This is a genomic window from Haladaptatus cibarius D43, assembly GCF_000710615.1.
Classification (GTDB): Archaea; Halobacteriota; Halobacteria; order Halobacteriales; family Haladaptataceae; genus Haladaptatus; species Haladaptatus cibarius.
Genome location: NZ_JDTH01000002.1, coordinates 1,464,140 through 1,487,167, shown reverse-complemented (window position 1 = coordinate 1,487,167; position 23,028 = coordinate 1,464,140). Strand labels below are relative to the sequence as shown.

27 protein-coding genes are annotated in these 23,028 nt (G+C 58.7%); 12 read left to right on the top strand and 15 right to left on the bottom strand.

Annotated elements, in window-relative coordinates; genetic code table 11:
• The first annotated feature begins 154 nt into the window (after positions 1 to 154).
• The 6 genes from HL45_RS12975 (at position 155) to HL45_RS12950 (ending at position 5,257) form a co-directional block, all read left to right on the top strand.
• Positions 155 to 1,219 carry a glucose 1-dehydrogenase gene (locus HL45_RS12975; RefSeq protein WP_049971501.1) on the top strand — a complete coding sequence of 355 codons (1,065 nt, stop codon included), beginning with the start codon at positions 155 to 157 and terminating at the stop codon, positions 1,217 to 1,219.
• Positions 1,216 to 1,842 carry a transcriptional regulator GfcR gene (gene gfcR / locus HL45_RS12970; protein WP_049971500.1) on the top strand — a complete coding sequence of 209 codons (627 nt, stop codon included), beginning with the start codon at positions 1,216 to 1,218 and terminating at the stop codon, positions 1,840 to 1,842. The genes HL45_RS12975 and gfcR overlap by 4 nt, the downstream gene beginning before the upstream one ends.
• 57 nt (positions 1,843 to 1,899) lie before the next feature.
• Positions 1,900 to 2,247 (top strand): glutaredoxin family protein, encoded by a 348-nt coding sequence (locus HL45_RS12965; protein ID WP_049971499.1) that lies wholly within the window; start codon positions 1,900 to 1,902, stop codon positions 2,245 to 2,247.
• A 105-nt stretch (positions 2,248 to 2,352) separates the two neighbouring features.
• Positions 2,353 to 2,931 carry a DUF7110 family protein gene (locus HL45_RS12960; protein WP_049971498.1) on the top strand — a complete coding sequence of 193 codons (579 nt, stop codon included), beginning with the start codon at positions 2,353 to 2,355 and terminating at the stop codon, positions 2,929 to 2,931.
• Positions 2,932 to 3,093: 162 nt separating this feature from the next.
• A complete protein-coding gene (locus HL45_RS12955; protein WP_049971497.1) occupies positions 3,094 to 4,065 on the top strand; it encodes a phosphoadenosine phosphosulfate reductase family protein in 972 nt (323 codons plus the stop codon).
• A gap of 340 nt (positions 4,066 to 4,405) precedes the next feature.
• Complete coding sequence (locus HL45_RS12950; protein ID WP_049971496.1) at positions 4,406 to 5,257, top strand: class I SAM-dependent methyltransferase; 852 nt, start codon at positions 4,406 to 4,408, stop codon at positions 5,255 to 5,257.
• Positions 5,258 to 5,274: 17 nt separating this feature from the next.
• On the opposite strand, the gene HL45_RS12945 is transcribed toward HL45_RS12950, so the two are convergent.
• The 5 genes from HL45_RS12945 to HL45_RS20875 all read right to left on the bottom strand — a co-directional run bounded on the left by HL45_RS12945 (position 5,275) and on the right by HL45_RS20875 (position 9,043).
• Positions 5,275 to 5,466: a DUF7333 family protein gene (locus HL45_RS12945; protein WP_049971495.1), complete on the bottom strand. Its 192-nt coding sequence runs from the start codon at positions 5,464 to 5,466 to the stop codon at positions 5,275 to 5,277.
• Between the two features lie 31 nt (positions 5,467 to 5,497).
• On the bottom strand, positions 5,498 to 6,241 hold the full coding sequence (locus HL45_RS12940) for a hypothetical protein (RefSeq protein WP_049971494.1): 744 nt from the start codon (positions 6,239 to 6,241) through the stop codon (positions 5,498 to 5,500).
• A 75-nt stretch (positions 6,242 to 6,316) separates the two neighbouring features.
• Complete coding sequence (mutL, locus tag HL45_RS12935; protein WP_049971493.1) at positions 6,317 to 8,479, bottom strand: DNA mismatch repair endonuclease MutL; 2,163 nt, start codon at positions 8,477 to 8,479, stop codon at positions 6,317 to 6,319.
• Between the two features lie 180 nt (positions 8,480 to 8,659).
• Positions 8,660 to 8,833 (bottom strand): hypothetical protein, encoded by a 174-nt coding sequence (locus HL45_RS20880; protein ID WP_158413701.1) that lies wholly within the window; start codon positions 8,831 to 8,833, stop codon positions 8,660 to 8,662.
• Between the two features lie 51 nt (positions 8,834 to 8,884).
• Positions 8,885 to 9,043, bottom strand: coding sequence for a hypothetical protein (locus tag HL45_RS20875; protein ID WP_158413700.1), 159 nt, complete (start codon positions 9,041 to 9,043; stop codon positions 8,885 to 8,887).
• Between the two features lie 255 nt (positions 9,044 to 9,298).
• Here HL45_RS20875 and HL45_RS12925 point away from each other — a divergent pair, with 255 nt between their 5' ends.
• Positions 9,299 to 9,586 carry a hypothetical protein gene (locus HL45_RS12925; RefSeq protein WP_049971491.1) on the top strand — a complete coding sequence of 96 codons (288 nt, stop codon included), beginning with the start codon at positions 9,299 to 9,301 and terminating at the stop codon, positions 9,584 to 9,586.
• Positions 9,587 to 9,629: 43 nt separating this feature from the next.
• On the opposite strand, the gene HL45_RS21270 is transcribed toward HL45_RS12925, so the two are convergent.
• From HL45_RS21270 to HL45_RS12910, 4 genes are all read right to left on the bottom strand, one after another.
• The gene (locus tag HL45_RS21270; RefSeq protein ID WP_162833879.1) at positions 9,630 to 9,773 is read right to left on the bottom strand and encodes a hypothetical protein; all 144 of its coding nucleotides are present in this window, start codon (positions 9,771 to 9,773) and stop codon (positions 9,630 to 9,632) included.
• 44 nt (positions 9,774 to 9,817) lie between these two features.
• Positions 9,818 to 10,072, bottom strand: coding sequence for a DUF7576 family protein (locus HL45_RS12920; RefSeq protein ID WP_049971490.1), 255 nt, complete (start codon positions 10,070 to 10,072; stop codon positions 9,818 to 9,820).
• On the bottom strand, positions 10,069 to 10,353 hold the full coding sequence (locus HL45_RS12915) for a HalOD1 output domain-containing protein (RefSeq protein ID WP_049971489.1): 285 nt from the start codon (positions 10,351 to 10,353) through the stop codon (positions 10,069 to 10,071). The genes HL45_RS12920 and HL45_RS12915 overlap by 4 nt, the downstream gene beginning before the upstream one ends.
• A 78-nt stretch (positions 10,354 to 10,431) precedes the next feature.
• Positions 10,432 to 14,400 (bottom strand): PAS domain S-box protein, encoded by a 3,969-nt coding sequence (locus tag HL45_RS12910; RefSeq protein ID WP_049971488.1) that lies wholly within the window; start codon positions 14,398 to 14,400, stop codon positions 10,432 to 10,434.
• 132 nt (positions 14,401 to 14,532) lie between these two features.
• Here HL45_RS12910 and HL45_RS12905 point away from each other — a divergent pair, with 132 nt between their 5' ends.
• Positions 14,533 to 15,180 (top strand): DUF7095 family protein, encoded by a 648-nt coding sequence (locus HL45_RS12905; RefSeq protein WP_049971487.1) that lies wholly within the window; start codon positions 14,533 to 14,535, stop codon positions 15,178 to 15,180.
• Positions 15,181 to 15,338: 158 nt separating this feature from the next.
• On the opposite strand, the gene HL45_RS12900 is transcribed toward HL45_RS12905, so the two are convergent.
• Entirely contained in the window at positions 15,339 to 16,430 is a 1,092-nt protein-coding gene (locus tag HL45_RS12900; protein ID WP_049971486.1) for an aminopeptidase, read from the bottom strand.
• 60 nt (positions 16,431 to 16,490) lie between these two features.
• Complete coding sequence (locus HL45_RS12895) at positions 16,491 to 17,282, bottom strand: class I SAM-dependent methyltransferase (protein ID WP_049971485.1); 792 nt, start codon at positions 17,280 to 17,282, stop codon at positions 16,491 to 16,493.
• Between the two features lie 133 nt (positions 17,283 to 17,415).
• Here HL45_RS12895 and HL45_RS19995 point away from each other — a divergent pair, with 133 nt between their 5' ends.
• Both HL45_RS19995 and HL45_RS21265 read left to right on the top strand, forming a co-directional pair.
• Complete coding sequence (locus HL45_RS19995) at positions 17,416 to 18,096, top strand: AzlC family ABC transporter permease (RefSeq protein WP_049971484.1); 681 nt, start codon at positions 17,416 to 17,418, stop codon at positions 18,094 to 18,096.
• Complete coding sequence (locus tag HL45_RS21265; RefSeq protein WP_049971483.1) at positions 18,097 to 18,441, top strand: AzlD domain-containing protein; 345 nt, start codon at positions 18,097 to 18,099, stop codon at positions 18,439 to 18,441.
• A 15-nt stretch (positions 18,442 to 18,456) separates the two neighbouring features.
• On the opposite strand, the gene HL45_RS12880 is transcribed toward HL45_RS21265, so the two are convergent.
• Positions 18,457 to 18,642 (bottom strand): hypothetical protein, encoded by a 186-nt coding sequence (locus tag HL45_RS12880; RefSeq protein ID WP_049971482.1) that lies wholly within the window; start codon positions 18,640 to 18,642, stop codon positions 18,457 to 18,459.
• Between the two features lie 82 nt (positions 18,643 to 18,724).
• Positions 18,725 to 19,594 (bottom strand): deoxyribonuclease IV, encoded by an 870-nt coding sequence (locus HL45_RS12875; protein ID WP_049971481.1) that lies wholly within the window; start codon positions 19,592 to 19,594, stop codon positions 18,725 to 18,727.
• 82 nt (positions 19,595 to 19,676) lie between these two features.
• Between HL45_RS12875 and HL45_RS12870 the strand changes: the two genes are divergently transcribed.
• Complete coding sequence (locus HL45_RS12870; protein ID WP_049971480.1) at positions 19,677 to 20,207, top strand: redoxin domain-containing protein; 531 nt, start codon at positions 19,677 to 19,679, stop codon at positions 20,205 to 20,207.
• Positions 20,208 to 20,260: 53 nt separating this feature from the next.
• Here HL45_RS12870 and HL45_RS12865 read toward each other — a convergent pair whose 3' ends face one another.
• Positions 20,261 to 21,070: a lipoate--protein ligase family protein gene (locus HL45_RS12865; protein ID WP_049971479.1), complete on the bottom strand. Its 810-nt coding sequence runs from the start codon at positions 21,068 to 21,070 to the stop codon at positions 20,261 to 20,263.
• A gap of 46 nt (positions 21,071 to 21,116) precedes the next feature.
• Positions 21,117 to 22,430: a TIGR00341 family protein gene (locus HL45_RS12860; protein WP_049971478.1), complete on the bottom strand. Its 1,314-nt coding sequence runs from the start codon at positions 22,428 to 22,430 to the stop codon at positions 21,117 to 21,119.
• A 255-nt stretch (positions 22,431 to 22,685) separates the two neighbouring features.
• Here HL45_RS12860 and HL45_RS12855 point away from each other — a divergent pair, with 255 nt between their 5' ends.
• Entirely contained in the window at positions 22,686 to 23,018 is a 333-nt protein-coding gene (locus tag HL45_RS12855) for a VOC family protein (protein ID WP_233274773.1), read from the top strand.
• Positions 23,019 to 23,028 lie beyond the last annotated feature (10 nt).

The window sequence follows — 23,028 nt, the reverse complement described above, 5'->3', positions numbered from 1 at the left end:
AGAGGCGGCCGGTATCTCATGTTTGACAGGTGTTCGGACGTGGTGAATGCATGTCGGATAGTGGTTCTCACCGCGGCGATAACGACCATCTGTTCTAGACAAATTTACTCGCCAAAGAATAAATCTTTTGAACACGTGGGAACAAGAGACGCGTATGCACGCAGTCGCACTCCGACGCGGGAAACACAGCCCCGAAGTCATCGAGAAACCGCGGCCTGAACCCGAACCGGGTGAAGCGCTGGTGCGAACCCTCACGGTCGGTGTCGATGGCACTGACCACGAAATCCTCGCCGGACACCACGGCGAATTTCCGGCGGACGACGACCACCTCGTCCTCGGCCACGAAGCGGTCGGCGTCGTGGCAGACCCGAACGGAACCGCATTTGCGGAAGGAGACGTGGTCGTCCCGACGGTTCGAAGGCCGCTTCTCGATGGCCCGACGGAGTACTTCGAGCGCGGCGAACCCGACATGGCTCCGCCGGACGAAACGACCGAACGCGGAATCTCCGGCGAACACGGCTTCATGAGCGAGTATTTCACCAGCCCCGCAGAGAACCTCGTTCCGGTTCCCGGCGAACTGGCCGACTGGGGATTTCTGGTCGAACCTATCAGCATCTCCGAGAAGGCAATCGAACACGCCCGCGCCTCTCGGTCGGCGTTCAACTGGCAACCGGAGAGCGCGCTCGTTCTCGGGAACGGGAGTCTCGGCCTGCTCACGGTGGCGATGCTCGATTCGGAGTTCGACCGAGTGTACTGCCTCGGGCGGCGTGACCGCCCTGACCCGACTATCGACATCATCGAGAAGTTGGGCGCGACGTATGTCGATTCGCGCGTGACGCCGGTTGGCCAAATTCCCGACGCGCACGAACCCATGGATTTCATCTACGAAGCAACCGGCTACGCGAAACACGCCTTCGAATCCATCGAGGCACTCGCCCCGAACGGCGTTTCGGCACTGCTCGGCGTCCCGGATTCGTGGCCGTTCGAAATCGACGGCGGGAATTTGCACCGGGAACTCGTGATGAACAACAAGGCGCTCGTCGGAAGCGTCAACTCCAACTATCGGCATTTCGAATCCGCAGTCGAGACGCTCGCGGCAATGCCGGAGTGGCTGTTAGACGACCTCGTGACAGGCGTCTATGACGTTTCGAATTTCGAGTCGGCATTTGCGGACGACGAAACGACAATAAAGACCGCGGTTAAATTTGATACCCAATGAAGAACGTAGACGACTTGATAGAGAGTGCGGCAGAACTGGCGGAGCGTGGCCTCTCGAAGGGCGAAATCGCTGACGAACTGAACGTGTCGCGCGAGACTGCCAGTTGGTTAGTCGAGCGGAGTGGCAGCACGCCAAGCCCGGAACCGACGGGCGGCACGCAGGACATCCACGTCGATTGGAGTGCAATCGGCCGCGACAGCACTCGACTCAGCCATATCGGCGCGGCGATGGCCGACTTGCTGTCGAAACACGGCGAAGAAGTCGATTTGACCATCGGCATCGAGAAGGCTGGCGCGCCCCTCGCAACCGTGGTCGCGCGCGAACTCGACACCGACCTCGGAACCTACGCCCCTCGCAAACACCAATGGGAGGAGGGCGACATCGACGAGTACGGCGGCAGTTTCTCGCGCAACTTCGCGCAGATTCGAAACCGCGAGTGCTACATCGTGGACGACACCATCACCAGCGGGACGACGATGGGGGAAACCATCGAGGCCATCGAAGACCGCGGCGGTGAACCGGTCGCCTGTATCGTCCTCGCGGACAAGCAGGGAATCGAGGAACTGAACGGTGTCCCGGTCTACTCGCTCGTGCAGGTCATCGGCGTCGGCAGCGACGAGTGATGCGAACACGATACCTCGGTCGCAACTTCTTTGCGCCGGGGGTGCCTACGCAACGGTATGACGTTCACACCCGGAGAACAGCTTTCCGCCGAAGAGGTGGAAGAACGAGTCGATTCGACGCTCGAAAACGAGGAGGTCGTCCTGTTCATGAAGGGAACACGGATGATGCCACAATGTGGTTTCTCACAGCGCGCGCTCGAACTCATCGGCAAGCATCGCGGCGACGAGTTCGAGACGGTAGACGTCCTCGACAACTTGGACGCCTACCGCGAGGAACTATCCGACCACAGCGGGTGGGAGACGATTCCACAGACGTACGTCGATGGCGAGTTCATCGGCGGCAGCGACATCCTCGCGGAGATGGAAGAACGAGACGAACTCGGCGAAACGCTTCGAACTAACTAACGTCATTTCGATGGTTGCATACGCAACCGAAAGGGTAGCCCCTATAAGTTCGGGGCACGTAGTGACAAACGTACAGCCGACGGGAGACGGAACTCACGACTACAAATGAGCCAGGTATACCGACTACATTCGACGCTCGAACTGCCGCTTGAAACCGTCTACGACCACTTTGAAAGCGAACCCCCGCTACCGGATGGAATCGACAGCGTCGATATCACCCGCCGGAACAACACGCTTATCATCAGTGCTGTCTCGACGGACGAATCTATCAGCAAATACACACCGACGGCGCAACTGAAAGCCAGCGTCTCGGAAACACGGGTCTTTACCGAAGAGGAAGAGGCACGACGCAATGCGCCGCGGTGGGGTGCGGACGCAGAGGACGAAGAGGAAGAAGAGCCGACGGGCGAACTCATCGAGATGGCCGCGTTCAAAGGTGACCGGGAAACCGTGCTTCAGAACAGCGCGGTTCAGTATCCGATGTTCGAGGTGCTATGCACTCTCGCCCGACAGGCCGAAAAGGGAACGCTCACCGCGATTTCGGAAGTTGACGGCGATTTGGAAGCGACCCGCATCGTGGACGGCGACGACCGACCGGCCTCCATCGAAGTGGTGGAAGGTCCAAGCAACGAAAATTCCTCGTCCAGCGGCGTGAACTGGCGCGACAACAAGTTCATCTCGTAATCTCGCGTTCTGGGTTCGCATTCGGTCGAAAGCGGTGAGCCACTGCCTCGTGATTTTTCTTGCCTACCGTAAAATTCGAACGCAATTCTTCACTAACCTAAACGGTTCTTCATGCGGAGCCGAAAAGCACTTTAGCCAGGTAATTATATCTAATTACGAGTCATGGCAGACGAGTTTCCAGACTATCTCGACGTAGACTACAGCGATGGTGAAGGCGAAAACCCCGAGGATTACCCCTCGCTCGAACACAAAGTAGAGAAAGCCATCGAGGTCACGAAGAAGGGTCTCGAAGAGTACGAAAACCCCGCCGTGATGTGGACGGGTGGCAAAGACTCCACGCTCACGCTCTACTTCATCAAGGAAGTGGCGGAGCGCTACGATTTGGAGGTTCCACCGGCGGTCTTCATCGACCACTTCCAGCACTTCCAAGACATTCACGACTTCGTCGAGCATTGGGCCGACGAATGGGATTTGGAGGTCATCTACGCCCGCAATGAGGACGTTGGCGGCTACGTTGACGAACACGATCTCGAACCCGGCGACGACATCGACATCAGTGAACTCTCCGACCACAACCAGCACCACGTTCACGACCTGCTGGAATACGAGGAAGACACCTTCCCGTTCTTGCTCGACACCTACGTCGGCAACCACCTGTTGAAGACCGTTGCGCTGAACGACGCCCTCGAAGAGTACGACGTGGACGGCGTCATCTCCGGCGTGCGCTGGGACGAACAAGAAGCCCGCGCCGACGAGACGTTCTTCAGCCCGCGCCACGACCCCGAAATCTACCCACCCCACGACCGCATTCAGCCCATCCTCCACTTCGACGAACCTGCCGTCTGGGACGCATTCTGGTACTTCGTCGTCCCGGACACCGTCGAAGCGTACCCCGACGACGGCTACGTCCCGCAAGGATTCGACGACCTCCCAGAGGGCGTCGAACAGGACGACATTCCCGTTTCGCCGAAATACTTCGAAGGATTCCGCTCGCTCGGAAGCGAAGTCAGCACGCAAAAGAGCGACCAGGAACCGGCATGGTTGCAGGACATGGAGAACACGACCGAGCGTGCAGGCCGCGCCCAGGACAAAGAAGACCTGATGGAGCGTCTGCGCGACCTCGGCTACATGTAGAACCTTTTACGACGGTCGCGGTCAGGAACGACAACCGCGTCGTTCCTGACGGCTCCCTGTAAAACCTTCACCAAAAGCACTCCTCCTTCATTTCGCACGGAAGAGCTTCGCTCTTCCGTGCTCCATTCAGTCGTCGGCCCGGAAAATCTCCGATTTTCCGGAGAGTGAGCTAGCCCCCCGGCGGCTGTGGCGGTTGCTGATTTTTGGTGGTTATATCGATTGCCTATTGCGCCCTCGTTTCACTCGGTCGCTGGTCAGTGCCCGAACTGTGTCCAGTTGTCCCATACCAAATATTCACAAGAAAGAACTATGGGCCGACTCCTGAAAAAGATGTGTCACGATGGCAGACGACGACCCACTTGCCAAAATCGACCCGGCGAACTACTACGATAGCCTCGGGGAGGGCGAGTGGGAACGCCTCGAAGAATCGTTCAAAAACTCACTGGAGTTCGAGAATACGACGGATTATCTCGACCAGCATTTGCCCGAGTCGGGCCATATTCTCGACGCTGGCGGGGCCGCCGGGAGGTATTCGATTTGGCTGGTTGAACAGGGTTACGACGTAACTTTGCTCGACCTGTCTGCGGAGCAGGTCGCCATCGCCAAAGAGCGCATATCGAAACGCGACCTCGAATCGAAGGTCACGGTTCAGCAGGGCGACATCCGTGACTTGCCATTTTCCGCCGATCAGTTCGATGCAACTCTGTGTCTCGGCGGGCCACTCTCGCACGTCGTTGCGGACGACGAACGGAGCAAAGCAGTCTGCGAACTCCATCGCGTGACCACCTCGGATTCCCCTATCTTCGTCTCCGTGATGGGGTTCGTCGCTGTCGTCCAGAACCTCTTAAAGAGCGCACCACATTTTGAGGCTGGCGTTCGCCAACTTCCCAACCTCGTGGAGACTGCGACGTATTCGGCCAAACTCGCGGAAAAATACGAAGGTGATGATCCGTCGTTCGTAGAGTGCCACTTCTTCCGCGCCGCGGAACTGCGCGACCTGCTGGAAAATCGCGGTTTCGCGGTCGAAATCGTCGCCGGACTCGAAGGCCCAGCCTCGAACTTCGGAACCGCGCTGGAAGAAATCGATGCAGATGCACAGGAAAACGTCGCCGAAATCGTTCGAAAACTACGCGAAGACCCGACAATTGCGGATTTGTCGAACCACATTCTCGCTGTCGGGCGAGTCGAGTAAAGCCGAGCCGTTTTGTTCTATCTCGTCGCGCGATACTCGCCGTGTTTGATGCCGAGGAAGAGCGCTATCAGGCCGAACACCAGCATCGAGGGGGCCACCATCATCAATACTGTACCCATCGCCATGACATCCATCCCGATGAGGCCCGCCGTACCGACAGCGACGATTGCTAGCAGTGCTCCGGCGGTCACGGGTAAATTGAACTCCATATCGGACAGTTAGCCGAACGAAGGAAAAGCGTTACTCCGATTTCGGCCGCATGAGATTCGCCAGCGTAACCAAGAATCCCATACTCCAACCCAACGGCACCGCGATGCCGAACCACATGCCGACGTAGGCGAACCCTTCGAGATCGAAGCGCGCGCGGAGGATTTCGTTGATTCCGCGGTAGTCGAGGACGTTGTCCAGCAACCACACCGCCAGCGTTTCGCTGTTCGGGAAGATGACCTCCGAAAGCGTCGGCGAGTACAGCGCGGCGACCACCGGGGGTAGGAACAACGCCGTCATGCCGAACGGGTAGGCAAACAGGATGGTTGTAATTCGGCCACCGTACCGACTGGTGAGGTACGCAAGCACTGCGGCGACGGTGGCGACACCTCCCGCCGCAGTGACGGCGTAGAACCCTTCGGTGGAAAAGCGCACTCTGGCCAGCGCCGCCAGTCCACCCCAGATGAGCACCGAGAGCAGGATAACGCCCAGCACGCCGAGACTCGCAGCGGTTCGGTCGATGCGACTCGTGTAATAGCGCGTCGCAAAGCCGAACAGGACGAACGGGTACAGGAGGGCGACGACGAGCGTGCCGACCACGCCCCATATTCTATAGGCTACTTTCCCCGCCGTACTCTGTGGCGTCCACTGCCCGAGCACCGAATGGGACTGCTGTCGCTGTCGTGGAAAGAACAGTGACATCCATCCGGTGTGTAACTGCTGTAAGTCGTACCGTATCGCATCGAGAAGTCCTCCCTGACTCGTCCCGCGTGACATACTGAAATTTGATTCGGCCAGCCGATATGAAGGTTCTCCTTACCAGTCGGGAAAACGGTCGGAAATCGGACTCGACTACTCCGCGCGCCGTCCCGCGTGGCCCGGATAGTCGCGCTCGAACCGATTTTCGATTTCCTCCTCGCCAAATTCGATGACGACCGGCCGCCCGTGCGGACACGCGTATGGATTGTCACAGTCGTCCAGCGCGGACAGCAAACCCACCACGTCACCTTCGTGAAGCGACGTATTGCCGGTAATCGAGGGATAGCACGCCAAATCGGAGATAAGCGCGTCGGCGACCGCCGCCGCGGAATTTCGGTCGCGTTCGTCCGAGTCGGCCGAGACGAACTCGCCCAACACGTCCCGGAGGAGTTCCGGAGACAACGTCTCGCTGAGAACTGCGGGAACCGTCGTCACTTCGACCGTTCGCTCCCCCGTGAGTGCCGCGTGGAACCCCAACCGTGCCAGCGCCTCGTCGTACTCCTCAAACAGTGCGGCCTCCGCCGCCGTCAGTTCGAGTTCGACCGGCGAAGCGAGCACCTGCGTCGTCGTGTCGCCCGCAAATTTCTCACTCAGTCGTTCGTAGTTCACGCGCTCGTCGGCGGCGTGCTGGTCTACGAGCACCAGTCCGTCCGACGTTTCGGCGACGACGTAGGTGTCGTGCAGTTGCCCGAGGACGCGCATCCGGGGCAGTCGGTCGAACTCCCGTTCCACCGACTCGGATGTGTCGGGCGCATCGGTTAGCGTCTCTGCTTCTGTCGCCGCGCGGAACTTTCGTTCCGGTTTTCGATTCGTTTTCTCCGCGGTATTTTGATTCGACTTGCTCCACGATGGCTGGTCAGTCGTTGCCGGTTTCGCATCCGTGGCGGATGCGTTGGTGTTCGTGGCTGGTGCGTTGGTATCCGTGTCGGGCACATCTGTGCCCGTGCTGGGTGCGTTCGCGTCCGTGGTTTCGCTCTCCGTAGTCGTCTTCCGACCATTTGCAGTTGCAGAATCGTGTTCGTGCGATTCTGTAACCGCTCTGCTGGTTGCTGATGACTCCGCGTTCACGGATTTCGATTCGTCAGCCGATTTGCTTACGGCCTCCGCGAAATCGCTTTCGTCCGTTGTCGTCCCCAATTCCGACTGCACCTCGGGCGTTACGTCGGTTTCGTCGGGTGCGGAACGCCCCCGGGGTGCGCCCGACCGAATTAGTCCGTTGTCGAGAAGCGCGTTTTCTATCGAATCGCGGACGGCGTTCCGAACCATCCCCTCGTCGCCGAACCGAACTTCCATCTTTCGTGGGTGGACGTTCACGTCCACGGAATCGCCCGGCACGGAGAGGAAGAGGACGGCAAAGGGATAGCGGTCGGGGGCGAGTTGGTTTCCGTAGGCGTCGAGAACGGCCTCCCGAACGACGGACGAGCGAACGTAGCGCCCGTTGACGTAGGTTGCGACGTACTCCCGCGTGCTCCGGGTGGTTTCGGGATGGCTGACGTAGCCCGAAACGGTGAGGCCGTCATTTTCGCCGTCTTCCTCGTCTCGTTCGTCATCTGTGTCACGCTCGTCCCCAACGGCAATCATCGCGGTGGCGACTTCGCGGCCGTAGACGGACAAAATCGCGGACTGAAGGTCGCCCTGTCCGGTGGTCGAAAACACCTCGCGTCCGTCGTGTTCCAGCGAGAACGCCACGTCCGGATTTGCCAGCGCGTACTGCGTGACGACTCGATTGACGTGCGAGAACTCGGTCGAATCCGTTTTCAGGTACTTCTCCCGCGCCGGGGTGTTGAAAAACAGGTCGGTGACCTCCACCGTCGTCCCTGCCGGTCGTCCGGCGGGCTTGACTTCGTCCACGTCGCCTCCCACGAGTCGGAGTTCCGTTCCAGCCTCGCCGCCCCTCGCTTTCGTTCTGATTGTGAGCCGGGCCACCGCGCCGATGGTGTAGAGGGCTTCCCCACGGAAGCCGAGGGTGGCAACCCCGGATTCCAAATCGTCTATATCCCGAATCTTGCTCGTCGTGTGTTCCTCGACGGCGAGTTGCACGTCGTCTTCGCTCATGCCGATGCCGTCGTCCTCAATGATAATTTTCTCGGTTCCGCCGCCGTCGATTCGCACCGAAATCCGTCCGGCGTCCGCGTCGAGGCTGTTTTCGACCAGTTCCTTCACCACGGAGGCGGGTCGTTCGACGACCTCTCCCGCCGCGATTCGCTGAACCGTTTTCTCGTCCAGCGCCCGAATCGTTCGCTCCCCGTCGCTCATTTGTGATACCGTTTCGTTCAGGCGTCTTCAAGCTTGAGATGTTCATGTGGGATTCTGCTCCTGTCGCGCGACGACTCGTTTTTAATACTTGTGTGAGGAGACATCGGTTCATGACTGTCAGAATCTCTTAAAATCGTACACCTACAACTCTTGGATACGTGTTGTAAGCGAATCACGACTCTACTCAAACCGCACCGCCACCGCACCCCTCCCACAGACCTCCCCAACCGACTCCTTCCATTCGCTGACGCTCATTTCGGTCATCCACCGTCGGAGTTCGTCTCCGACGAACCGTTCGCTCGCTCCGGAAGAGTACAGCACTTCCGTGCTCTCGTTCGCTCCGCTGTCACTCACGAGAACTCCTCCGTCGCTCACGAAGACCTCGCGCGGATACTGCGCAAGCCCTCAGACGACAAGTCCTCGGGCTTGCCAACTATCACGCGAGGGATGAACGACGACGCGACCACCGGGAGCAGCGGAGAGAATCGGTTGGGGAGGTGTGTGGCCGGATACGGTGCGGAGGCGGTCTGATTGAAGTCGTGATTCGCGGCCACTATCGAACATCTATCATCGAATGAGATAACCTACGCTTGAAGATAACCCACACATGATTTCGTCGCAGTGGTGGTCTGATTGGTGTCGTGAATTGCCCGAAGTACAAACAAAAGTACAATGCCAGACACCACTGCGATAAAGTAACAAATAATTCCACAATTACGAACAAATCCACTCTGAAACACGACTCAGGGCAATATTTTTCACACATTCCGCTGAAAAGCCGTAACGCTTACTCAGGTTCGCCGCGTGTTACTGACCGACATGCAAACGTTCACCGAAACGCTAGAAATCGTTACATTAGGGAACCACGTTCGCATCGAACTCGCGGACGGAACCGCCTACGAGGGACCTGCGAGTCCAATCGATTACATGCCCGACGACCGCTTCCGACTCGAAATCGAACCGCGACACGAAGGCATCCGACGGTGCGAGGTCAGCTCGGAATGCGTCGATGGGGAGTGGGAGACGCCGGAGGTTCGCCACTATAGCCTCGGCGACGACGACTGGGTGGTCGCGGGGGAAGCCGACGGTATCGAAATTACGCGGTAGCTCTCGTCGCCACGGCTGGCACCGTCCGCAAAATCCGATTCGGTTACGGCTCGACCGGATAGGTCACGCAGGAGCGAATCCATGCATCCGCGTCGTCGGGGTCGTATAGCATGATGACGCGGCCTGCGCCGTCGGTGTATTCGGTCTGTTGTACGTCTGCTGTTCGGGTTTCTTTTTTATTTGACATCTAGGTCGAATGCTCGTGGGGGTTCTGTGGTGGAACTGCGGCGGTTACTCGATATTCGTCTCTCGTCGGCTTTCGGATTGCTGTCGTTCGTCCGACTGCTGTCGGTTCCACGCGTCTTGACACGCTTCGTTGCAGAACGAGTGGAGGACGACCGATTCGCTTCCAGTGGTTTCCGTGACGATGGGAAACCAGTCGGTTGTCTCGATGGGCGACCCACAGTGAGAACAGACCGGCGTTCCCATCGGGGACGCGGCAGTGGTGCGGTCTTCTGGTTCTCTGTCGTCCGTATCCTCGTTCATGTATCGACTGGCGACAAACGCTTTGCGGCTACGACTCGATTATCAGTGATCGTCACCTCACAGCCCGCAACGGTGAAACTAATCTTCGATTCGATGTCTCGCTTGGTCGTCGGCGTCGGTTGAAATAGTCGGTCGAGTGCATCCGGGTCGATGGTATCGTACAGCGGAGAATCGAGTTCGAGTGGGTCAACGCCGTTCACCTGCGAGATGGCCTGTACGACAGCTTCGCTGACGTGGCCATTCGTAATCGGCGTTGTGACGGTGTTTGCTCGTTCGTTCATGCGTTCTACGACACAGTTCACGTGCAGTATCGACAAAGCGGTTCCAGCTAGCTATGCAGTAGCATGGAATACCCACGGCTAGCTATCTAGCATATCCGCTTCGTACAGTTGGTCGAACAGTTTCCGCTGTGCCGACCTGAGGTGGTTGATGAACGTCGGTTGCGTGATGCCGAGTGAGGCGGCAACCTCCTGCCCGGTCGTACTCCGTGGCGAGTCGAAAAAGCCGCTTAGATACGCGGTTTCTAACACCTGTTGCTGACGGTCGGTCAATCGCTCCTCGAACGCGGCACGGCACGTCTGCACTGTCTGCACCGGCCGTTCTCTATTCCGCCGCGCGGCGAGTTCAAGTCTTGGATAGCGCACTCGCAGTGTCTCTACGAACTCCCTCACTTCCGTCGTGTGCGGGACGTTGACGACCGCTCGAATCGACTGTTCGCTCGCCGTAATCGACTCCGGGACGGCTCCCCGTTCGACCAGCGCCGAGGCAAACAGCGGCTCGGTGACGGTCACCTCGAACAGCGCGTTCTCGTCGCGTTCGCTGACGAGCCGACTGTCCGCGACCCCGACGACGCCGTCGAGATACGACTGCACTGCTTCGACGTCCGTTACCGAGGTCGTGATGAACAGATGGTCTTCATCCTCGTTACCTGCCACGACGCCTTCATACGCGACCTGACAGTCGAGACTGCCCGCAAGTCGTTGGAGTAAATCGTCGGAGTCGTCGACGCGCAAGTCGAGTTCGACAGTTTGGTCAGTCAGTAATCCGCGCTTCGTTTCGATAGCATTGATGGCGTAGGCGATGGTTTCGCCGAGTTCGGCAAACACCTCCCGAGATAGTGCATCGAAGGCATCGGGGCGATTTGCGTACACGGCCAACACGCCATACGAATAGTCTCGATAGACGAGCGGAATGGCGACGACCGACTGATAGCCACGCATGAGCGCCTCGGGTCGCCAGTCATCGCTTTGGAGTCCTGCCGTGACACCGGCAACCTCCGCCACGTTTCCGATGGCAGTCAAGTCGCCACTTTGGACTGCCGTCAGGGCAGGTTCGCCTTCACCCTCTGTCTCCGAGTCGTCATTCAGCGCGAGTGAGACGCTATCCAGATACCCACGCTCGGTTCCGGCCCATGCCTCCGGAATCACCTGCGATGCGGTTTCGTCGGGGCGTCCGACCCACGACATCGCAAATCGGTCGGTTCCCGCGAGGCGTTCACACACCTCGTTGACCATGTTGGAACGCGAGTCCGCGAGGACGAGCAGATGCTCGATGTCACGAAGCAACTCCGTCGTTTCGTGCAGTCGTTCGAGCCGCTCCGTCTGTTGTTCGAGTTCTCGTTCGCGCTCTCGAAGGGCGGACTCCCGACTCACGCGGTCGAGTGCGGCCTGCGTCGTTGCGGCAAAAATCCTCGCCAGTTCGATAGCGTCCGCTTCGAAGGTTGCCGTCTGGTCATCCAAGGAAACGAACACGCCGTGATTGCCAAGCGGGACGTACAAGCCACTCCTGAGACGAGTGTCCGGGTTGTAGACGTGTTCCGATTCGCGCACGTCGTCGAACACCCGTGTCTCTCCCGCAACGAACACCTGCCACGCAATGCTTTCACCCGCTTCGAACGACGTGGGTTCGCCCACGAGTTCCGGCACGTCGTCGGAATGTGCCACCGGCCGCAGCACGTTCGTCTCCTCGTCGAACAGGAAGACGGCTACGCCGGGGAGGTCGAGAACCGACGCCCCGACCTCCGCGGCGATTTGGGCGACCGCCTCCGTCGAATCGGCTTCGAGCATCTCCTGTGTCGCCGTGTGGAGCGCCGTAAGCGCCTGTTCGTGACGTATGCGCTCTGTAACGTCCATCGAGACGCCGATGACGCCGGTCACCTCGTTATCCTCCCGAATCGGTTGATACCACGTTTCGAAATATCCGTCGCATATCTCGTGAATCGTATCGACCGGTTCGCCCGACAGCGCCCGTTCGATGTCGTCAGTGATGGCAGGATAATCAGCCAACCAGTCGAAAACGGAGTTGCCCACAGCATCCTCCACATCCGCATCGAACGTCGACAGTCCGCGTCCCTCGGAGAGTGTAAACGTCCCATCGACATCGACGGCGAACAGAATAACCGGAATGTTCTCGACCACGGTTCGAAGTCGTTCTTCGTTCTCGCGGAGCGCGCGCTCGCGCTCGACTCGTTCCGTGATGTCGCGGACGACACCGACGGTTCCCTGCCCCTCCGACGTATCGTCGCTCGGAAGCGGCCTGAAACGAAGTTCTACCGGAATCTCCTCCCCCTCTGCAGAACGCAGGTCTATCGTCGTCGTCTCCGTCTCGGTTTCCCCGGACAGTATTCGCTCGCGCAACCGCGTCGTTTCCGCGAGCGTCTCTTCGCTCGTTATCAGTTCCGGGGTGCTTCCTAGCAGTTCGTCACGACTGTACCCGGTCATCGAAACGAATGCATCGTTGGCGGACGTAAACCGAAACTGCTCGTCGGTCGTGTAGATGCCGTCGCTGACCGTCTCCACGATGGTTTCGTAGCGTTCGAGTTCCCGCTCGCGCTCTTTTTGCTCGGTAATATCTGTATAGACGCCGTACGACCGTTCGCCCGACTCACCCGGGCGTATCGGAATCGACCGCAGGAAGAAATCACGAACGCCATCGGTCGTTTCGCGCCTGACCTCCCGTTCGATATACTCCCCTTTCTTCGTCCGATGGTTGATGTCGGTTGCTTCTGCTTGGAACTCGGATGGGACGACCACCTCGTCGATCGGCATGCCGACCACCTCCTGGGAGACCCCGAAACTCTCCTCGAACGCGTCGTTCGCTGCCCGAATCATCGGCGTCTCACCGTCGTACTCGCAGTATGCCATGGCATCCCCCGAATTTTCGAACATCGCCGTCACTCGGTCACGTTCGATTTGAAGTCGTCGGTCGCGTTCCACTCGTTCCGAAATGTCGCGCATGACGCCGACAGTCCCTTCGAAGTCCCCGTCCTTGACTGGTAATGCGGTAAATCTGACTTCGACTGGAATTTCTTCGCCGTCAGCAGTTCTGATCGGTATTTCGTACTTTCCAACGTCGATTTCACCGGCGAGAAGCCGTTCTCGTTGGCGAATCGCTTCTGCAACCGTTTCGTCGTCCGCGATGAGTGATACGTGTGCGCCGACGAGTTCGTCCCGACAGTATCTCGTCAACTCCTCCATCGCCTCGTTGACCGAACTAAATCTGACCGAATCGTCCGAGGCGTAGATTCCGTCACCGACCGTTTCCACGATGGTTTCGTAGCGTTCGAGTTCCCGTTGCCGATTCTTTTCGTCGGTAATATCTCTTGTAAACACCGTCACGCCATCCGCGGATGAATAGAGTTGCGTCTCCATCCACATCTCCGCCTCTGGCAGATACTCTTCGAACCTGTTCGGTTGCTGTGTCTCCAGTGCGGCGTCGATTTCGTCGTGCAATCGCGTTCCGATGGCGGTCGGAAACAGCGTCCAAATGTGCTCTCCGAGTACCGAATGTCCGTCATGGCCCCACTCGGCCGCCGATTCGTACCACGGGTCGTTTGCGTATACGAACCGCAGTTCGGTGTCGAGCGCGTAAATTATCGTATCGACGCGATTCAGCGTTTTCCGATGATCTGTCAACTCGCTCGTTTCGGTGACGACGGCGAAACAGAGGTCGTTCTCCCGAAGCCGAACGATTCGACAATCGCCGAATCGAACGTGTCGTTTCGTCGTATCGAACGCCACAACGAAAGATGCTTCTCCTTCGTCGAGGGCGGTCTGAACACCGGTTTCGAACCGTTCTCTATCTGACGCAACGACGAGGTCGCTCGCACGTAGTTCGACGAGATCGGAGTCGGGACGCCCGGTCAGGTCGGTCAGGCGATTCGACCACCACGTGAGCGGTTCGTCGGGTCTAAACGCAAACGCACACAGTGCTTCGTCTACCGCTGAAAACAGGGGGGAAGACGAACTCTCTTCGTCGCACAACCACGACGCGACAGCACCGAATCCGCCGCCATCGAGCGATGTCTGTTTATCGGGAAACGAAATCATGTCGATTTGTGCTCCTCGTTATTAGCAGCAACTACGCGCAGAGAGGGTCGGCACAGTCATGAATCCGTTGCCGATTCCGCGCTGGTCGTCGTTCCAGCGGACTTATCCACGCCAAACCCGAATTCGAACCCGATGGAGCGAAGCGCGGCAATCCAGCGCGTCGAGGAACTCGTCGAGACGGTCGAGAACGACACCATGCCAGTCCCCGTCCGCGAAATTTGGGTGTACGGCGACGTGGCACTCGGTCTTGACCCTATCGACCGACTCGACGTGTACGTAACGAAGGACATCCTGCTCCGAGGTGACGACGCCGACCGCGAAGGCGACTTTGTGGACACCCACAGCGTGAAGGGTATCGGGAAGACAGTTCGCGCGGAGTGGGCAGACGACCATCCCGACCTGATTCGGGCGAACGACAACGGCTATGCGGCACCCGAAAAATGTCTGGCGGTGCACCTCTTGCCAGAAAACGAACCGGTTCACCTCGAAGTCTGCAATTCGAGTTTCGAGGATAATGTCACCCAACGTTTGCGAGGTGCGATGGCCCGCGATGCCTACGAACAGATTCTCGACCCCAGAGGCGTCTGTCTGTGGGTTGATGGCCAGCGAAGCACGGAAGCGTTCCGAAAACTGCGCGAAAGCGAGTTCGCGTTTCCGACGCTCCCGGCCGCGTTGGAGATGCTCGGAATGGACGAAGAGAAGACGGACTCGGCCGCGGACGCAGTCGAATCCTATCGACGGCGACAGGATGGTACGACGGTTCGCGGCGACGTGGTGTAATCGTCACTAGAACTCAAGCGAGTGGCAAACAGGCGGCACGCTTCGTTCGCGCGAGGGTGTGCCACACAACGTCCTCGGCCACTCACGCGACCGGTTTCAGGTCACGTCGGGGTTGGCTTCGGTTTGGTATTTGAATTTTTGCGACCTTATCCACTAGCTCATCCCTCGAATTTATCTTCGAAGCGAAACGTCCCGTTTCGTTGGACGATTTCGCCGTCAACTTCGATGAACGAATCCTCACTCATATCGACAATCATGTCGAGGTGCGTTGCACTCTCGTTGTACGGTTGCCCCTCTGGAACAGTCTGTCCGATGGCCTTTCCGATTGCAAGGTGGATGGTGTCGCCCATCTTTTCGTCGAACAGCATATTGTACGTAAATCGGTCAATATCGCGGTTCATTCCGATGCCCAGTTCGCCGAGTCGGCGCGCACCCTCGTCCGTGTCGAGAACGCCCGTGAGCACTTCTTCGTTCTTCTCGGCGCTGTGTTCGACTACTTCGCCGTCTTCGAATTTCAGCCATGCGCCTTCGATTTCTCGCCCCTGACGAATGAGCGGTTTGTCGAACAGTACTTCGCCGTCTACGGAATCCGGTACTGGTGCGGTGAACACCTCTCCGCCCGGGAGGTTTTTCTCACCGTAGTCGTTGACCGTCTTCATCCCTTCGACGCTCATTCGGATGTCGGTGGTGCCTCCGGAGACGATACGAACCTCGTCCGCAGGGTCGAGTATTTCGACCATATTGTGTTGGAACTCGCGCTGTTCGTCCCAATCTTTGTTTACCGCACCGTAAACGAATTTCTCGTACTCTTCGGTGCTCATTTCGGCCAGTTGTGCTTCGCCGGGCGCGGGGAACTGCGTCCCGACCCATCGCTTGCCTAACCGTTCTTTTTGAATCGGTGCCATTGCGGTCGTGTAGGCCGTGGCCTTTTCTCCCGGAACGTCGCTCATCTCTGCCGTGTTTTTCGACCCCTTAACGATAATGACGGCATCCGTTTCTTGCATCTCCGCGAGCGAATGTTCGGGCAGTTCGAAATCGTCCGTGTCGCACGCCAAGTCATATGCCCGATTGGCCCGTGAACTCCGCATCGCAAGGGAGGGTTTTGCACCGCACTCCCCGAGTTTTTCATAGATAGCGACGGCGAGGTCTTCAGCCACGGGTGGGGCGGCGACTCGGACGGAATCTTCCTTTTTGATTTTCACCGAGTGGTCAACGATTACCTCTGCATGTTCACGGATTCGTGGGTCCATAGTGTAATACGAACCATCGTGATGATAACAATTTTCGGATTACATTTGGGTCGTCTTCGCTTACACTCGCCCGGTCGTGACGTAAAACGGAACGACCTCTGCCCGCCGATATTCGTCTGCTTGCATCTGCTCGATGGCCGACCGACCCATTTCCCGCCACTCGACGCGTAGTCGTTCGTACTCGTCTGCCGTGAGCGAACTAGTCAGGGTTTCCCGTCGCTCATCCAGCGCGTTCGCGGTCGCTTTCTTTTTCGCGGCTTCGAGGTCGCGCGCCGAGTAGGGCGGCGCGACCGTCTTCGAGTGGTGATGTTTCAGGGTCGAAACGTCGGAAACACCGACGTTCGAAAACGCGTTTCGCGTTCCGTCTCCGCCGAGTGCGACGTTCGTATCGACGCCGTCTACGTATGCTTCGCGGGCGCGGCGGGACAGGTTTCCCTCCACGGAAACGGTCGATTCGACCGAGACGGCCGAATTGTCCGGTTCGATTGCGGCCACGAGGTCGGACGAAATGCGGGCAAACTCCCGAACTGCACGTTCCGGGTCGGGGAGATTGATGAGTAACGCTTGACAGACCACGAGGTCGAAACTGTCGTCCGGAAACGGCAGTCGGTGGGCATCGCCCGCAACGACCGGAACGTGTTCCCCTGCGACCGCCAGCAACCGCGGGTCTGCGTCCGTCCCGACAACTTCGCCTGCCGTTTCTTCGGCCAGAACGCGGGAGAGTTCGCCCGTTCCGCAGCCGACATCGAGCACGCGTTTTCGGGTGTCGAGTTCGAGGTCGGAAAGCGCCTCGCGGGACTCCCACATCCCCTCTCGCGTTCGTTCCAGATAGTCGGCGGAGAACTCTCGCATGGCGGATTCTTACTCGGGTTTTGCATGGACGCCGGAAAAACGGGACGGTTTGCGGTGCAGTCATTCGAAAGACAGTCCTCGTGCTTACCGCCATACCAAGGTTGATACCTCCTCACTAGCCTACGGTGAAGTAGTGTCGTCATCACGTGCTGATTTCCTCTCCGGAGTCCGAGTCTCTCTTCCAATCGTGCTAGGCGTCCTGCCGTTCGGGATGGTCGCCGGTGTCGCCGCGGTGAACGCTGGTCTGTCCGCTCCGCTGGCGCTCGCCATGTCCGTCTTCGTCTTCGCCGGAGCGTCACAACTCGCCGCGGCAGACCTCATCGGACGGAGTGCACCCGCAGTCGTCGTCGTGCTGACCGTCATCATCATTAATCTTCGAATGATGATGTACAGCGCGTCAATCGCGCCGTATTTCAAACGTCAATCGGCGCGCTGGAAGGCAGGGTTGTCGTACTTCCTGACCGACCAAGCCTACGCGGTTTCGCTGATGAAGTTCGAACAGGACGAGGAGACGAATCGGCGCTGGTACTACCTCGGCGTCGGTGTCTCGCTCTGGGTGACGTGGCAACTCGCCACCGTCGCCGGAATTCTGCTCGGTGCGAGCGTTCCCTCGGGGTGGCACCTCGATTTCGCGGTGCCGCTCGTCTTCCTCGCGGTGCTCGTGCCGAGCGTCACCGACCGCGCGACCGTGGTCGCGGCGGTCGTCGGCGGAGCGACTGCCGTCGCTGCAAACGGACTGCCGTTTAATCTCGGCCTCGTGACCGCCGCAGTCGTTGGCATCGTGGCAGGCCTGCTGGTCGAGGAGGTGGCCTGAATGCCACAGACGAACTTCGGGTCTGAGATGCTGTGGCTCATCATCATCGTGGCGGGGCTCGGAACGTACCTCATTCGACTGTCGTTCATCGCCTTCTTCGGGCGACTGGACGACATTCCGGAGCGCGTCGAACGGGCGCTCCGGTTCGTTCCCGCGGCGGTGCTCTCCGCACTGGTCGTTCCGCAGTTCGTCTACGCTGACGGGTCAATCGCGCTCTCGCCGGACAACCTGCGACTGTTCGCGGGCGGATTGACGGTTCTCGTCGCGTGGAAAACCGAGGACATTCTGGCGACGCTGGTCGCTGGAATGGGCGCGCTGTGGCTGTTGAGCTTCCTGTTCGCCTGAAAAACGGGTTGATTTTCACTGGCTTTGCAGCGACCGTCGAATCGTCACGACGATTGCGACGACGACACAGACGACAGCGACTACCGTGATGATGGGATTTCCCGTCGTGTCGAATCGCCAGTCGAAGACGGTGTAGCCGACGAAACCGACGACGAACACCAGCAAACCGACGAGTTGGAGGGCTTTGGACTGGGAACGCATGGTCGTGGTCGATAATTGTTCGTCTGGCTACAAAAATATTGGTCAGGATGCTCCGTGCCTGCGACTGTCGGGGCTGCCTACTCTACTCCTCGCGCAGTTCTTTGACGCGCTCTATGTTCCACGCGAAGCCTTTGCCGTTTTCCGTCGGCGTTTCGAGGACGAGCGGCACGTCTTCGAGTTCTGGATGGTTGATGAGCGTCTTCATCCCTTCGTCGCCGATAAGGCCTTTGCCGATGTGGGCGTGTTCGTCCTTGTTCGTGCCGCACTCGTGTTTCGAGTCGTTCAGGTGGATACACTGCAGGTGTTCCAATCCGACGACGTCGTCGAACTCCTCGATGGTTTCCTCGACACCGTCGCGGGTGGAGAGGTCGTAGCCCGCGGCGAAGGCGTGGGCCGTGTCGATACACACGTCGAGGTCTTGTTCTGAAGCGGAAAGTACCTCCGCGAGATGTTCGAAATCGCCGCCGAGTTTCGTCCCGCTTCCCGCGTCGCTTTCGATGAGAACCGTGACGCCGTCCGGAATGTCCAACTCGTCGAGCGCGCTGGCGGCGTTTTCGAGGCCACCTTCGACACCTGCCCCTGTGTGCGCCCCGAGGTGGACATTTACGTACTCGACGCCGAGTTTGTCCGCCGCATCGACTTCTTTCTGCATGCTGTCGATTGCCTTCTCGCGGAGGTCGTCTTTCGGCGTGCAGAGGTTGACGAGATACGAAGAATGGATGACCCACGGGCCGTCGAGTTTCTCCTCGGTTTCTCGCTTGAACAGTTCTGCTTCTTCCTCGCTGATATCCGGGTCTTTCCACACTTGCGGGGATGTCGTGAATATCTGCCCGCAGTTGCCGCCGAATGTCTCCTGTCGGCAAACCGCGTTGGCGATGTTGTCGTGTGGGGGTTTCGACTCGTCGCTCGAAACCTTCGAACTCGAAATGGAAACGTGTGCTCCGACTCGCATATTCTCCGACTAGTAATCCGGGGGTCAAATGCACTTCGAACCGTCTCCGAATGCTTAAATCGACTGCACGAGATGGTCGTGTATGTCTGATTCCGGTGACTTGTCGGTCGGATATGTGGCTCCCGAATTTAGCGCGCCACTCGTCACCAGCAACGGGGAAGTAACAGACACGTCGCTCTCTTCGCTCCTTGCAGACGGGCCGGTATTGTTGTCGTTTTACATGAACGATTTCACCCCCGACTGTATCGAAGAGTGGTGTTCGTTCCGCGATTACGACTGGTTCGCCAGCGGCGACCACGTGCAGGTCGTCGGTATCAGCAAATCGCGCCCGAAAACCCACCGCCGATTCATCGACCATCTCGGCCTTCAGTTTCCGCTTTACACCGACGAAAACCTCGAAGTCGCCGACTCGTTCGGCGTAAAATATCGCACGTTCAAGGTCGTCAACCGAGCGAAACGCTCCTGCTTCCTCATCGACCAAGACCGCACGATTCGGTACGTCTGGGTCGGCAACCATCCCATCGACCCGACGATAGATACACCGCCGCTGTCGGAGATTCACGAAGCAATCGTGGACACGTTCGGTTCGGAACCCGAGACCTTCGGGTTTTGACCAGTGCGAGTAACCACACGATAGGCAGTCAGTTCACGCTGTCGGTGGACGATTCACGCAGTCGGGTCGTCACGGTTTTTCGTCCACAATTCGCTCTCGAATTTGGTTCGGGCGTGCTCGCGCGCCCGAACCAACTCCTCGTCCGACCATTCCCCTTCTTCTGTCGCTCCCCAATCCCGAAGCGCGGATTCGACCGCGCTGACAGCATCCTCGCGGTCGAGGCTGACCTGTTCGTTTATCGTCGTCACGCGTTCGTGGAACGTTTCGGGCGTCGTCTCGGGGTTCGAAAACGTCGAAAGATGGCGCTCTGCGTCGATGGCGAACTTCAGCGACCCGTGCTGGATGACGGCGTCTTTTCGCCGGTACTGGGCGTTGCCGCTGATTTTTCGCCCCCCTGCAACCACGTCGTGTGCGGGATGGAGTTCGCGCAAGTAGCACGCCGGTTGGTGGATGACCGGCAGTTTCTCCTCGGTGAATGTCGCGTCCACGCCCATGCGCTCGAAGGCGTCGAAGATGGGTTCACAGAGCAGTTCGTAGGTTTCCATCAGGTTCCCCGGGAGTTCCTCGGCGGGCGCGATGATGGAGTACGAAATATCGCCGTAGTTGTCGTGATAGATGCCGCCACCGCCGGTCGGTCGCCGGGTGACGGTGATGTTCTCGTTCTCGCAGAATTCCCAATCGACCGTTTCCGGGTCTTGTCGGTAGCCCAACGACAGCGTACTCGGCTTCCAGCGATATACGCGCAGGGTTCGCGGGCCGCCGTTCGCCGCGGTTTCGGCCGCGATTTCGTCCAGCGCCATGTTCAGTGGGCCGTCCCACGACTCTTCTCGAATCAGCCGCCAGTCCCTCTCCGCCAGCGTCATGGCTCGTCATTGGCAGGGGTCGGGCAAAGCGATTGCGGACGAGCGATTACCGCGTCGTCTGTCCCCGAACGAAGACCACGTCAACGACGATGTCTTGGTCAATGTGGAAGGGGCCGGCGCTGACCTGCCCCGTCGATTGTGTTAGGCGGTCGTCGATACGCTGTGCCATGTCCGGTGGCAGTTGCTCGTTCGGGCCATGTGCCACGATGACCGTCACCTGTGCCGGGTCGTTGAGCAGAACGTCGTCGATGTCGTAGTCAACGCTGACCGATTCGACCTCCATATCGCTGAATTGACCGCTGTCGAACATCGCTTTGATTTCCCTGTTCGCATCGGTTTCGACGCTTCCGACTGCGAAGGACGCCGCCGTGATGGTACCGAGAACGAGTGAGAGAAACACGAGACTAAGGACGATTGTCCCAATGCGAATGCGGACTGCCCTGCGAGCCTGTGTTTCCTGCTCGCTTTCTTCGGGCCGGTAGCCAGCAATCCACAGCAAGATGAGCGCCGAGAGGTTGATAGCGAGCAAGTTCACCAGAACGAGGACGCCAGCGGTGACGACGACGCCGGAGTGACCCCACGCGAGGCCGAGTCCTGCGGTAGCGGCAGGGGGAATGAGCGCAACCGCGATGGCGACACCGACGAGTGCCGACCCGCTTCCGCGGATGATGCTCACGGCACCGGCGATACCTGAGCCCAATGCTAAAAAGAGCGAAAGAAAATTCGGTGAAGTTCGCTCTAAAACCTGTGGAATCGTTCGAATATCGACCGGGGGTAAAAAGACGGTCTCATTCAAGAACAGTCCGAATACGGCGGCGGTAGCGATTGCCGCGAGGAGACCGGTCACCTGTAATGTCACACCGCGAGAAGTCATCTCGCGGTCGGCGAGAACCGCCCCGACGCTGGCCGAGATGGCGGGCCCCATCAAAGGCGCGATGACCATCGCGCCGATGATGGTCGCCGCCGAATCGAGCAACAGGCCGGTCGTCGCAATGAGCGTACTCACGATGAGGAAGATGAAGAACGTCGAGGCGGCGGGCGCGAGGTCTTCGGATCGGGCGATGAGTTCGTCGCGCGAAATACGATAGCCGCTGTATCGTTCTTTCAAACTCCCGAGTTTCTCGGAGACGACAGTCTCCGTCGACATAACGATGGTGTAGGAGTCTTCTTTGATGCCAGCCATGTACAACTGGTCGAGTACGGGTTCGACGCCGGTTTCGGGTACCGGGAACGAAACCAGTGCCTCGAAGTCGCCTCGACCCGTCTCTTCCCAGACTGCGTAATCTATTCCTTCGTCGTCGAGTACCGAGAGCACGTCCGACCGGCGTCCTTCCGGAATGAGCACCTGAACGAGACGCATACCCCCGATATGCTCTCAGAGGATATAACATATCTGAAATTATAATTAACATATAGTTTTTATTTTGAAATTACGGTCGAACACGACGGTTGACTTCGGCAACGCAAGATGGATTTCTCGGAAGGCGTCACGCCCCCGACAATTCGATAGGGGTATCTTGGCGTCGTGAGAGTGCTTCGGTATGAACGACCCCCAGACAGGACTCCTCCATCATGTCGAACTGTACGCCTCCGATTTCGAACCCTCGGCTACGTTTTGGGTTGGCTACTCGGCGAACTCGGTTATTGCGTCTATCAGGACTGGGACCGCGGCCGGTCGTGGAAACGCGGTCCGACCTACATCGTCCTCGTACAGGCTGACGAGAAGTATCTGGACGAACCGTACCATCGTTGCCGTCCGGGACTGAACCATCTCGCGTTTCACGCCGAGTCCCGCGAGCAGGTGGACGAACTGACCGCGAAACTTCGGGCGCGAGACGTGCCGATTCTGTACGAAGACGAACATCCATTTGCGGGCGGTGACGACCACTACGCGGTCTACTTCGAAGACCCCGAGCGGATGACAGTGGAACTCGTCGCGCCGGAATAATCACACTCTT